This is a genomic window from Ancylobacter sp. (assembly GCF_965279025.1).
In the GTDB taxonomy this organism is placed as follows: Bacteria; Pseudomonadota; Alphaproteobacteria; order Rhizobiales; family Xanthobacteraceae; genus Ancylobacter.
This window is the reverse complement of record NZ_OZ257132.1, coordinates 3,678,522-3,690,469: the sequence shown is the minus strand read 5'-3', so window position 1 is coordinate 3,690,469 and position 11,948 is coordinate 3,678,522. Positions and strand designations below refer to the sequence as shown.

Annotated in this window: 12 protein-coding genes and 1 tRNA gene; 2 read left to right on the top strand and 11 right to left on the bottom strand. The window is 66.3% G+C overall.

Translation table 11 applies throughout. The features are described from left to right. Positions 1-5 precede the first annotated feature (5 nt). From ACQY76_RS17260 to ACQY76_RS17245, 4 genes are all read right to left on the bottom strand, one after another. Positions 6-677, bottom strand: a complete 672-nt coding sequence (locus ACQY76_RS17260; protein ID WP_428029940.1) for a DUF6064 family protein — start codon at positions 675-677, stop codon at positions 6-8. Continuing rightward, positions 677-1,594, bottom strand: coding sequence for an aldo/keto reductase (locus ACQY76_RS17255; protein ID WP_428029939.1), 918 nt, complete (start codon positions 1,592-1,594; stop codon positions 677-679). Before ACQY76_RS17255 ends, ACQY76_RS17260 begins: the two co-directional genes overlap by 1 nt. Before the next feature lie 98 nt (positions 1,595-1,692). After that, a complete protein-coding gene (locus ACQY76_RS17250) occupies positions 1,693-1,848 on the bottom strand; it encodes a hypothetical protein (protein WP_428029938.1) in 156 nt (51 codons plus the stop codon). Beyond that, positions 1,845-3,095, bottom strand: a complete 1,251-nt coding sequence (locus tag ACQY76_RS17245) for an HdeD family acid-resistance protein (RefSeq protein WP_428029937.1) — start codon at positions 3,093-3,095, stop codon at positions 1,845-1,847. The genes ACQY76_RS17250 and ACQY76_RS17245 overlap by 4 nt, the downstream gene beginning before the upstream one ends. A gap of 361 nt (positions 3,096-3,456) precedes the next feature. On the opposite strand from ACQY76_RS17245, the gene ACQY76_RS17240 reads away from it, so the two are divergent. Continuing rightward, the gene (locus ACQY76_RS17240; RefSeq protein WP_428029936.1) at positions 3,457-3,834 is read left to right on the top strand and encodes a hypothetical protein; all 378 of its coding nucleotides are present in this window, start codon (positions 3,457-3,459) and stop codon (positions 3,832-3,834) included. 17 nt (positions 3,835-3,851) lie between these two features. On the opposite strand, the gene ACQY76_RS17235 is transcribed toward ACQY76_RS17240, so the two are convergent. The 7 genes from ACQY76_RS17235 to ACQY76_RS17205 all read right to left on the bottom strand — a co-directional run bounded on the left by ACQY76_RS17235 (position 3,852) and on the right by ACQY76_RS17205 (position 11,150). Continuing rightward, positions 3,852-4,661 carry a hypothetical protein gene (locus ACQY76_RS17235; protein WP_428029935.1) on the bottom strand — a complete coding sequence of 270 codons (810 nt, stop codon included), beginning with the start codon at positions 4,659-4,661 and terminating at the stop codon, positions 3,852-3,854. Positions 4,662-4,834: 173 nt separating this feature from the next. Further along, positions 4,835-6,643: a sulfatase-like hydrolase/transferase gene (locus tag ACQY76_RS17230; protein ID WP_428029934.1), complete on the bottom strand. Its 1,809-nt coding sequence runs from the start codon at positions 6,641-6,643 to the stop codon at positions 4,835-4,837. Between the two features lie 87 nt (positions 6,644-6,730). Next, positions 6,731-7,054, bottom strand: coding sequence for a hypothetical protein (locus tag ACQY76_RS17225; RefSeq protein ID WP_428029933.1), 324 nt, complete (start codon positions 7,052-7,054; stop codon positions 6,731-6,733). A 123-nt stretch (positions 7,055-7,177) separates the two neighbouring features. Then, positions 7,178-8,944, bottom strand: a complete 1,767-nt coding sequence (locus ACQY76_RS17220; RefSeq protein WP_428029932.1) for an amidohydrolase — start codon at positions 8,942-8,944, stop codon at positions 7,178-7,180. 918 nt (positions 8,945-9,862) lie between these two features. Further along, positions 9,863-10,078, bottom strand: a complete 216-nt coding sequence (locus ACQY76_RS17215; protein WP_428029931.1) for a hypothetical protein — start codon at positions 10,076-10,078, stop codon at positions 9,863-9,865. Positions 10,079-10,232: 154 nt separating this feature from the next. Then, positions 10,233-10,324: transfer RNA gene (locus ACQY76_RS17210), tRNA-Ser, on the bottom strand. Positions 10,325-10,436: 112 nt separating this feature from the next. Continuing rightward, positions 10,437-11,150, bottom strand: coding sequence for a glutathione S-transferase N-terminal domain-containing protein (locus ACQY76_RS17205; RefSeq protein ID WP_428029930.1), 714 nt, complete (start codon positions 11,148-11,150; stop codon positions 10,437-10,439). Positions 11,151-11,312: 162 nt separating this feature from the next. On the opposite strand from ACQY76_RS17205, the gene ACQY76_RS17200 reads away from it, so the two are divergent. Next, positions 11,313-11,948, top strand: a complete 636-nt coding sequence (locus ACQY76_RS17200) for a hypothetical protein (RefSeq protein ID WP_428029929.1) — start codon at positions 11,313-11,315, stop codon at positions 11,946-11,948.

The window sequence follows — 11,948 nt, the reverse complement described above, 5'->3', positions numbered from 1 at the left end:
CGCTGTCACCGATCCGAAGCGACCCGGCGTCCAGTCACCGCTGAAAGTACCGCAATCGCGACACTCACCAGGAGCAGCCAGGCCTGTACATCGCCCATGGCGAGGAGGGTGAGGCCGCTGAACAGGCCCCACAGCAGCGGGATCGGCAGCAGCAGGGCGCGCCATCGGCCCCCGGCCATCAGCACCATGCCGATGGTCACGAGGACGGTGGGATCGGGCGCCAGGCCGAACACCTCCGCGCTGGCGAGCGGCCGGCCGGCGGCCGGCGCCAGCAAGGGATAGAGGAGCCCGGCGAGAGCGATGCCCAGCCCCGCCCAGCCGGGCGGGTCGCGTCGCCCGAAAGCCGGGCCACCGGGCAGGACTGCGGCCCCCACCAATAGCAGGGCCTGCACGAAGAACGCCGGTGCGGCATAGGCGACCGCCCAGTTGATCGCCTCATAGCGCTGCAGCAGGAACGACCACGCGACGAAAGCCCAGAGCAGGCCGAGTAGGAGCCCCACCCACGGCTTCGCTCGCCCGGGGCGGCGCAGGATCAGCAGGAGAAGCGCCAGCCCGGCCGCCATGGTGGCCAGTTGCAGCGGCCACAGCGCAGCGTTCTGCGCCTCGAACAAGCGCCAATAGGCGCGCGGAGAAAACAGCAGGAAGTCTTCCAGCCCGTAGCTCGACCACTCCGGCATCACAGCGCGCCGATACGCGCCGCGATCCGCTCCCGCAGCTCCCGATCGGGAAGCACGCCGCCCGCTGCGGCGAGGTTCTCGCGGACATGGCCGGCTTGCGTCGTGGCCGGGATGGCGACGGTGACGGCGGGGTGCGACAGGATGAATTTGAGGATCAGCTGCGCCCAGCTTGTCGCACCCAGCTCGCCCGCCCAATCGGGAAGCGCCTCGCCTTCGAGCCGCCGCGTCAGGGCGCCCTGCCGGAACGGCCGGTTGACGATCACCGCGATGCCGCGCTCCGCCGCCAGCGGCAGCAGGCGCTGCTCGGCCGCGCGGTCCACCGGATTGTAGCTGAGCTGCACGAAGTCGATCCTCTGGCGGCGCATGATCTCCTCCAGCAGATCGTGGCGGCGCCCTTCGGAGGTGGTGATGCCGGCATAGCGCAGCCGGCCGGCGGCCTTCATGGCCAGCAACGTGTCGAGATGCGCTTCCCAGCTCAGGAGATTATGCACCTGCAGCAGATCAAAGCGCTCTACGCCCCACAGGCGGCGCGTCTGTTCGATCTGGGCCGGGCCGTCCGTCTCGGACGAGGTCCACACCTTCTCGGCCGCGAACAGCGCCTCCGGACGGCCGAGTTCGTCGAGCCCGCGCCCGACGACGGCCTGCGAGGAGCCATACATGGGCGAGCTGTCGATCATGCGTCCGCCGCCGGCGAAGAAGGCGGCCATCACCTGCGTGCACTCGGCCTGCAGTTCCGGGTCGTCACCGACATTGAAGGTGATCCAGGTGCCGAGCCCGACCGCCGGAATCCGCTCGCCGGACGCAGGTATGGCGCGCATCAGTGGCGCGGCCTGAGCCGACAGGCGCAGGGGCTCCAGCGCGGCGGCAGCGACGCCAAGGGCGGCGGTGCCTACAAGGCTTCTGCGCGTGATGCTCACCGTCTCTCCCTCGCCGCTACGCCCCCTGACGTAACGTAGGATCGCACGGCGTCGACCCGCCGGCCCGATCACAGCTGCGTGCGGCGTGCCCCGAGAGATCAGGTGGCCCGGCCGTTCCGGTTCATGATCGCTACGAACACGGCAAAGGTCGCGCACACCGCCGCCGCGAAGAAGGCCAGGCCGTTATCGGACCATTCCATGGCCAGTCCCGCCGCCCGGGCAAAGAGCCGGGAGCCGCCGGACGAGACGGTCACGGGAGGGCGCCGTCGGGGCTCTTCCGGCGCGCCAGCCCGACCCGCTGCATGAAGCGGTGGAGGCTGTCGGGCCACGAGACATCGCGCCGCTCGACGATGCGGGCCAGCGTGTGCGCGTAGTCCAGCACCAGGCCGGGCGTCCAGGTGCTGAGATTGGCACGGGCCCGCAGCAGCGCGGCGACCCAGACATCCGGATTGGCCACCAGCATGAGCAGTTGCAGCCACGGGGTGCGGGTGGCCAGCGAGCCCTCCAGCGCGGCATCGAGCGCTTGCGCCACGACGACCGAACAGTTGCGGTTGGTGAGGTTGTAGGTGTCGTCCTGCTGATACCGCGCCCAGAACGCCTGAAGCTGGCGGGGGCTGAAATTGTGGAACTCCACCCGGCCATCCGCCTCGCACCACCCCGCCGCCTCCTCGGCATAGGAGGGCTGGAAATGGCCCTTCACGTCGTTCTCCGCCGTGCTGCGCAGGGCGCCGACGAAATCCTCGCCCGTGCGGTCGAGTTCGACGGCGGGGTAATGGCTGATGTACAGCGACGGCAGCATCTCCAGCGAGGCATGGCCGGTGGAGATCATGCCGTCGGCGCCGACCGCGGCAACGTAGCGGTCGAGCAGCAGCCGGCGGTGCGGCACATGGGCGGAGCCGACCGGCGTCCACACATGAACCACCATCGGATGCGCCACGGTGGGCGCGCCTGTGGTGTCTGCAAGGTCCGGGGACCGGTCGTACCACCCGCGCGTGGCGAACATCGGCAAATGGAGGATCGTCGCGTCATCGTCCAGCGTGCGGAACAGCAGGCCGAGCCGCATCAGCAGCCAGCCCCGGAAGGCGAAGATCAGGCCGATGCACAGGGCGACGCTGCGCTCCAGCGGCAACGGCCAGCCGGCGAGAAAGACCACCGCGAAGGCGAGCTGGACCGAGCCGTAGAGCAGGCGCCAGCGCAGATCGGGCAGGCGCAGCAGCAGCCCCACGCCGATTCGCCCGAGACCGTCGACGATGAAGACGAGACAGAACAGCGCCGCCAGCACATCCTCGGCATGGGCCGGCCAGTGGATCGCGATGGCGCCGGTCACGAGGAAGCAGACCGCCCTCGCAAGCGCAAAGGCGCCGCGCACGCTGCGCAGCTCGCTCATGAAGCGCAGCAGGTTGCCGGCCCCCATGAAAAGGAAGACGACGCCGATCGCCCGGCCCGTGAGGACAACAAGGCCGGCCGGCGCGTGGAAGGCCAGGAAGAGGGCTCCGGCCATCAGCAGCGCGCCAAGGACGCAGAGAACATACCAACGCGCCCGAAAAGCCCGCGTGCCTATGAGCAGAAATGACAGTTTGAACATGGCCGGGATCAGTCTCGTGAACGTGGGCGGCAAAAGGCGTGGCGACCCGCTCTTGTAGGCCGGGCCGGTGCGTGGCGGAAGGCATCATGTAGCCACCGGCCGCGTGCCGTCAGGGTCGGCATTCGGTGGCTCGATAGCCGACTTCCGGTCTGCGTCCGGTGCAAGAACAGGGCCTCGTCCCGCGCCGCCAGGATCGTCCTTGACGCTGGCCGGAGGACGATGCTTGAGTGGCCCGACGAGATTTCGTTCCGGATTTTCAGTAAGCGGAGGGGCAGCCGTGAAGCGCCTGTCGACATATGTGTTTGGGCGAAAGCGCCTCGCCGCTGCCGTGCTGTCCGCCGGCGCCGTTCTGCTGGCTCAGCCGGCAGGCGCGGCAAATTGGGAAAACTGTGTCGAAGCGATCGCCAAGACCCAGCACGAGTTGAAGGAATCCTCGGCAAAGGGGCCGGCCCAGCCCAAGACCCAGGACCAGAGCGTCGCCGCGCAGGATTCCCACCAGCCGACGCCCTCGTCGCTGGCTGCAGCGGGCCTGAATGAGCCGCAGACCGGGGCGGCCGGCGCCTTGAACGAGGCGTTGAACCTGCAGGCGGCAGGCAATGAGGCCGGCTGCATGAAGGCCGTCGCCAAGGCCCGGTCGCTGGCGGGCCTGAAGTAGAATCCCGCCCGTTCACCTCAGAACGCCACGCTGAGGCTGCCGCCGAACGCCTGGTCGCTGCCCGTCTGATACCAGGTGTCCTGGTAGAACAGCGAGGTGCGCAGCGACGGGGTGAGGTTCATGTGCAGCGTGCCGCTGATGGTGCTCTGCACCGAATAGTTCCCGGCGATGTAGTTGCGGTTCTCCGGCAGGTAGGTGATCACCGCATAGATCGGCTCGAAGGGATGAAACACCGCGGTCAGCGATAGCCCGCTGACCGCCTGCGGCTGGTAATACTGGGTCTTTGTCACATCGGTCGAATTGTCGAAGTCGCCGAACGCGTAGCCGATCTGCAGCTGCGGCAGCCACGACGCGATCTTCAGGCTCACGCGCGGCTGCACCTGGTAGAACGTGCCCAGCTCATATTTCTCCACCGTGAAATTGGCACCGAGCGCGATTCTCTTCTCGCCCGCAATGGTGAGCGGCAGCGTGTATTGCGGCGAGATATAGGTGGCCCATTGGTAAGTGTAGCGCGTGTGCACGCCGACGCCCGCCATCATATTGATGCTGAAATCCTCGGTCGGCTGATAGCCGACGCCGCCGACGAAATTCCACAGCTCGATCGACGCCTGCTGCTGGTAGAGCTGCTGGCCGAGCAGCGTCCACTCGTCGTTCATCTTGTAGGCGAGCTGGGCGCTCTCCGTGTAGAGGTCGGCCTGCTCCGGGCCGCTGGTCCAGGTCTGCACATTGCCGGAAATCGTGATGGGCAGCGGCCCACCCTGACGGCTGAGGTTCACCTGCTCGCTGATCGCCTGCAGGTAGCGCGAATTGCCGAAGAAGTTCGTCATGGGCTGCGACTCCGTGGACGCGGCGCCGTCCGTCCCGGTGCCGCAGGCGTCGCACTCCTGTGCCTGCGCGCGCGGGGACGCCGCCGTCGACAGCAGGGCGATCAGCCCGGCTGCCGCCCATGGCCGAGGCCTGCCGCGCCTTCCCCTGCCCCGCCGAACCGGCACCACGGCCCCTAGCGCTCACTCTTGGACGGGAAATACCATTTGCCGTCCTTGATCGGCAGGAACGAACCGTCGTCGACGCCCACTTCTGCCGCGATGAGGTCGTTGGCGACCTTGTTCAGCGCCAGCAGCAGCTCGCCATTCTTGGCGGTGTCCATGGCAAGGTTGTTCATCTCGCCGGGGTCTTCCTGCAGATCGTAGAGTTCGAGATCGTTCTTGGCGACCAGGTCTTCCAGCGTGGTGGGGGTGTTGAAGTCGGTCTGGCCGAAATAGCGCGAGAAGCGGTAACGCCCGTCGAAGATCGAGCGAATGCCGACGCGCTCGGCAAAGTCCGGGTCGTTCTTCAGATAGGTCTGGACCTTCTCGTCATTGGTGACATCGCCGGAGAACGTCATCTTCACGAAGTGCTCCGCCCAGGTCACGTCCTGGTAGGAGAGCATGTTGTAGTTGAATAGCGATGCCGGCCGGATCGCGTCGACCTTCGCCGTCGTGGGCGCCTTCAGCAGGCCGGAGAAATCGTGCCCCTTCAGCCCGTCGGCGGCCTTGGCCTGCGCGGACGGGTCCGCCCCGGTCAGCGCGATCAGCGTCGGCGCCAAATCGAGCTGCGAGGTGATGGCCTCGCAGGTGACTCCGCCGGGATAGGCCGGGTGATAGATGATGAGCGGGACGTGGTTCTGCTCCTTGTAGGTGCAGTTGCCCTTGCCGCGCATCTGGTGGTGGCCGGCGAGTTCGCCATGGTCGGCGTTGAACACCACGATGGTGTTCTTGTGCATGTCATTGTCCTCGAGCGCCTTGAGGACATGGGCGATCTGCCGGTCGCAGTCGCGGATGCAGTTGTAATAATAGTTGCGCAGCACGTGCCAGCGGCGGTCCTCGTCGGGCCACTCGCCCACCATCATGTCCTGGATCTGCTGATAGATGGCGTGCGCCTTCGGCCGGCCCGGCGCGTCGAGCGGCTGGCTGCGGTTGAACGGCAGCGGCAGGTCGTCCCAGCGCTCCTGGTAGAGCCTGTCCTCCGGCGTCGGGAAGATGTCGATGGCGGCATCCTTGCCCTGCACCACATGGCCGGGGAGGTCGGAGTTGATGTACATCACGTCATGCGGGTTGACGAAGTTCACCGCCAGGAACCAGGGCTGTCCCTTGGCCCGCAGTTCCTCGCCCTCGCGCCGCATCCAGCTCGCCACGCGGTCGGCGGTGAAGCCGTCAAAGGTGTAGCCGCCCAGCCCGCTGTCGATGAGATCGCCGACGCCGAAGAAACCGTCGAAGCCGTAGCTCTGGATGATCTCGCGATAATCCGCCATCGGCGCGTCCACCGCGACCTTGGTCTGGTCGAGATTGGCACTCATGTGCCACTTGCCCTGATAGGTCGAGTGGTAGCCCAGATCGCTCATGCGGTGGCCGATCGTCTTGATCGACGTCGAGAGGTCGGGCTGCCAGAGATAGTTCAGATTGTCGAAGACGCCGGAATGCTGGATGTGCTGGCCGGTATAGATCACCGAGCGCGCCGGCGAGCACACGCAGGACGCCGCCTGATGATTGGCGAAGGTGATGCCCTTCTGCTTCAGCATCTCGCGCGCCGGCACCGGGAACGGCCATTTCGGGAAGAAGTGCTCCTGGTCCACGAGAATGAACAGGATGTTGTAGCCGCCGGGCGGTGCCTCCGGCGCCGTCACTGGCTCGGCGGGCGCTGTCGCCGCTTCCGCCGCCTCTGCCGGCGCGGCCGCGATGCCGGGCAGCAGATTGGCACCGAGGATCGTCGCCGTCCCCTTGCCGAGCAGGTCGCGTCGGGAAATGCCGCCGGGCGTATCGTCTTGGGACATGGACTTGGGCCTTGTGAATGCGCGGGCAAAAGGTTCGACAGGCTACCGGATAGGGACGCCGGCCACCCGGGCCGGCGCGTGGAAACCTCACCAGTAGCTGCACATCCGCTGCCAGTGACGGTGCTCGCGCGGGACCCGGTTGGCCTCGCAGTCTTTGCGCGCTTGGCCGTCCAGCGCCATCATGCACGACTTGCCCTCGCGCAGATGCTGGCACCAGCCGCGATCCTCGCTGTCGTTGAACGACATGAAGCAGGACTTGCCCTCGACATAGGCCTGGCAAAATCCCCGCTCGCTGCCGTCAAACGTCATGAAGCAGTTCTTCTTGGTGCAGATGTCCGGCAGCGACTGGGCCGCGAGCGGAGAAACAGCAAGGCCGGCGAGGAGCGTCAACAGGGCGAGCAGCGGCTTCATCGAGAACGACTTTCGAGGAGGGTGAGGCGGCAGGACCAGCCGCCATCCTGAAGGGCAGGCAGGCGGACACATCATGTCCGCCTCACGGGTTGGGGTTCGAGGCTATCAGCGCCCGGCAAGGCCTCACGCCTTGTGCCGGATGGTCCCGTTCATCATGCCCAGATCGACCTTGGTCTTGTGGATCTCGTGCGGATCGATCTTCAGGATGTTCTGGTCGAGCACGATCAGGTCGGCGCGCTTGCCGACCTCGATGGAGCCGATCTCCTTATCCATGCGCAGCTGATAGGCCGCGCCCATCGTGTTGGCGTGGATCGCTTCCTCCACCGTCAGGCGCTCGTCGGCCGGGCTCAGCACCGGCGCGTCCTTCAGCCCGATGAGCTGCCGGGTGACGCCGACCTGGATCGATTTGAGCGGCTCATAGGTCGAGAAATAACCGGCCGCCGGCCAGTCGGTGCCGAAGGAAACCCGTCCACCTGCCTTCAGGACGCTGCGCGTGCGATACATCCGGCTGGCGCGCGGCTGGCCGTAGCGGGCCACCATGTTCTCCAGCGTGTCGGGATCGGCAGACGACCAGTTGGCGGAGAACTCGGCGATGACGCCGAGCTTGGGGAAGCGCAGCGCGTCGCTGTCCTCGACATAGACCAGATGCGCGATGGTGTGACGGCGGTCGCGCGCCGGGTTGGCGGCGATGGCCTTCTCGATCGAATCGAGCGCCACCCGCGTCGTTCGCTCGCCGCAGGCGTGGACATGCACGTCGAACCCCGCCGCGTCCACCGAGCTGATCAGCTGGTGCCACTGCTCCTCGGTGAAAGGCGAGCCGCCGGTGGAGTCGGGCATGTCGGCATAGGGCTCGATCACCCACGCCGTATAGCCGGCCTGGGAGCCGTCGCCGATGATCTTCACCGTGTCGACCTTGACCAGCTCGCTGCCGATTCGCTTGCGGATGTCGGTCAGCGTCTCCACCGCCTTGTCGATGGGCGGCGACTTCACCGTATACCCTGCGGATACGCGGAATGGCAGCACGCCGCGCTTGTCGGCATCCACATAGAGCGCGAACATGGCGCCCTGATCGCTGCCGATCGGCGGCACGCCGGCGTCGAACACGGTGGTAATGCCGGCTGCCGCCGCCTTGGGCAGCCAGCCTTCCAGCAGCTTGCCCATCGCATCGCCGGAAATCGGCTCAACCGCGTTGACGAGGCTGAGCACGGCGTTCACCTCCAGCACATAGCCGGTCGGATCGCCCTTCTGGTCGCGCGCGTAGTAGCTGAAGCGCGGAATGGGGTCGGGCGTGTCGCGGGTGACGCCAGCCATTTCCAGCGCCTTGGAATTCACCCACAGGCTGTGCCCGTCAATGGCGAAGAAGAAGGCCGGCCGGTCCGGCAGGATGGCGTCGAGTTCGGCCCGGTTCGGCCCCTCGGGCGGGAACATGTCGACCCGCCAGCCGAAGCCGCGGATCGGGCCGGTGGGGTTCTCCTTGGCGTAGGTCTTGATGGCCGCCAGCACCTCGTCGAGATTGGCCAGTTGGAGATCGAGGCCGGAGGTGAGGAAGGCGCCGAGGAAGGGGTGGGTGTGGCCCTCGACGAAGCCGGGCATCAGCAGCCGGCCCTTGAGGTCGATCACCTGCGTCTTCGGGCCGGCCATCGCCAGGGCGCCGGCCGCATCGCCGACATGAACGATGGTATTGCCGCGAACCGCGACCGCATCGGCCCACGCTGCGGCTGTCGCCACTGTGTAGACCGGGCCATTGTGGAACACGAAATCGGCCGGGCCGTCGATGGCGGCCTTGGCCTTGCTTTCCTCGGCGGAGACATCGGTCGCGAAGAAGCCCGGCGCGAGGGCGGTGGCCGCCGTCATCGCCGCGCCCGCGCGGAGCACCGAGCGGCGGCTCATCGTCCGGCTCCGCCCGAATGCCTCGAAATACGGCGCCCAATCACACGCAGTACACATCTATGTCTCCCCAGTGTCGTTGTCTGGGCTCAAGCAGCCCAGTATTTCCGCATCGCAGTATTTTGGTAGCCCAGTATTTTTGGTAGTTCAGTATTCCCGCCATAGTGGCGCAACCGCCAGCAACAACCCGCGCGCGGCGTGACCCCTTCCTGACACGAACTCTTCTGTCATTGTCGGCCCGAGTGCCGGCGACGGCCGCATTGCTGCAGGCCCGCCAAGAGTGAAGCTGCGGAAAAGGTCGCTCACCCCGCCTGCGGCCGCGCCGCCCATCAAAGGACGAGCATCTCTTTCAAGAGCGAATTTTGATGAACGTAATGATGATATTATGCAAATATACCATCAGGTTTGCTTGCCCGCATCTTGTAACATCGCCCGTTGACAGGCTAATATACGGAAATAAATCTCGCAAGGGCCTTCTGCCAAAGTAATAGGCTTAGCCGTCCTCCGATCGCCGCCTTTTTGAGAACCGTCGGTAGTGGAGGATCAGCACGGCCAGGCGGTGACGCTACGCGCAGACAGGCGAGCGAAGCACGCCCCCGCTTCTGCCGATCCGAAACGATAAGCGGGAAAGGCCCGCCACCGATCGAGGCAGATGAACGGAGAATCAGACGGGCTCAGCGGCTCCTCGTCCTCTCCGTCAGCTTGGCTGACCGCCATGCCTCCCAGCGCCTGAGGAGCGGTCCGCGTCGTTCGCGGATCGGCTCCGGCAGTTTGTCAGCCGCTATCCGATCGGTGCGGACATGGCGGAAGGCCTGTCGCTGCTCGCGCCCTGCAATCAGCACGCGCTTTGTGCCCGGATAGCTCCCGCTGCCTCTCTTCGGCCTTCCACACCGCCCTGGTTCGCTATCGCTGGACCATGGCTCACCCCTCCTGCCCGCTGACCGAGCGGGAAGGACGACCGCGCACATAGCCCCAGGACGCGTCACGCCGGGCGCTGTCGAGCGCCAGCAGCAGGGAGAGGATCGTGTTGCGGACGTCACCGCCGCACGTCTCTATGGCGGCGTCGATATCGGCCTCGCCAATGACGGGCTCAATGGTCTGCGGTGCGTGGGATTCGGGTAGCTGCGTGGCGTTCATGGCGACCTCCTGTAGGTCGCTATTGATTTCATGAGAACAGAACAAGAACAAGCCGTGCCGCGTTACCCGCGCCTGTGGACAACAGTCCCGCTCTTCTCCCCATAATGACTTACAGGCTCAAGCCAAGTTATTGATTTAAAGGGAAAAATAGGAATGGCGGAGACGGAGGGATTCGAACCCTCGAGGCCCTTTTGGGGGCCTGCTCATTTAGCAAACGAGTGCCTTCAGCCTCTCGGCCACGTCTCCAGCCGGCGTCACGGTGCCTTGCGGCGACCGTGCTTCGAGCCGGCGACCTGTCTAGGTTTCCCCTGCCTCGCGGTCAAGGCCGAATACGCCCGCGCTCCACCGTCTCCGGCGCTCAGTTGGGCGAGCGCTGGCCGAAGAGCACGCCTTGCGCCTGCTTGTCGGTGGCATAGTCCACCTTGCCGCGATCCTCGGCGTTGAGGGCGAGGCCCCGCTTCACCGCCGGCCGTGCCAGCATCCGCTCCAACCAGGCGGCGAAATGCGGGAATTCCTTGATGTCCTGCCCCTGCCGCTCCCACAGCTTGGCCCAGCCGATGCAGGCGATGTCGGCGATGGAGTAATCGCCCGCGAGGAACGGGCGGTCGGCGAGCCGCCGGTTCATCACCCCGTAGAGGCGGTGAACCTCGTTGGTGTAGCGGTCCATGGCGTAGGGGATTTTTTCCGGAGCGTAGATGCGGAAATGGTGCGCCTGCCCGGCCATCGGGCCAAGCCCCGCCATCTGCCAGAACAGCCACTGGTCGACCTCGACCCGCCCGCGCTCGTCGGCGGGGTAGAACAGCCCGGTCTTGCGGCCGAGATATTGCAGGATCGCGCCCGATTCGAAGACCGAGATCGGGGCGTCGCCCGGACCTTCCGGGTCGACGATGGCCGGCATCTTGTTGTTGGGCGAGAGCGCGAGAAATTCCGGCTTGAACTGGTCGCCCCGGCCGATATTCACCGGAATCACCTCATAGGGGAGCCCGCACTCCTCCAGCATGATGGAGATTTTCCAGCCATTCGGCGTCGGCCAGAAATAGAGCTGGATCGGGCGCGACTGAAGCTGAGCCATGACGCAAGCACTCCCCCTCGCCCGCCATGGGGCGTATGGCAACAGAACTAGAGCCGCCCCGCGACGCTGGCAAGCGTGGCGCCGCGCGCTCGCCTCACCGGGCGGATGAGGGTAGATTTGCGCGCCCGGCGCCCCGCGCCACGAACCAGCGAGACCGCGCGCGTGAAACCTGTCGCTCTCTTCTGCCTGCTCGCCGGGCTTTCCCTCGCCGGCCCGGCGCTGGCCCAGTCGTCCGCGACGCCCTCGCCGGCCAAGATCTGCGCCGACCGCTGGAACGAGATGAAGACGAAGAACCAGACCGGCGACCAGAATTTTCGCGACTTCTCCACCAGATGCCTCGCCGAGGCCGGCGTGGCATCGGACGAAAAGCCCGCAAGCGTCGAGGCACCGGCCGCTCCCCGGCGCAGCACCGCACCGACGGGCGCCTCCGCAACGGCCGCCCAGCCTTCCATGAAACAGTGCGCCGATTTGTGGAACGAGATGAAGGCGAAGAACCAGACCGGCAAGCAGACCTATCGCGATTTCGCCCAGGAATGCCTTGCCGGCACCGGCGTGCTGGACGACACCCCGCCCCCTAAGCCCGCCGAGCCGAAGGAACCGCCGGCCAAGCCGCGCACCTCGGTGCCGAGCGTGCCGCGCCCAGCGCCGGACCCCGCACCGGACCTGTCGCGCACACCGGACGCCAATGACCGCGAGGCCCTGAACCGCTGCAACGGCGAATGGCAGGCCTACAAGACCCGGCATAACCTCACCGGCGCCAAGGCGTGGCACGTCTTCATGGCGCGTTGCCTGCCGTAA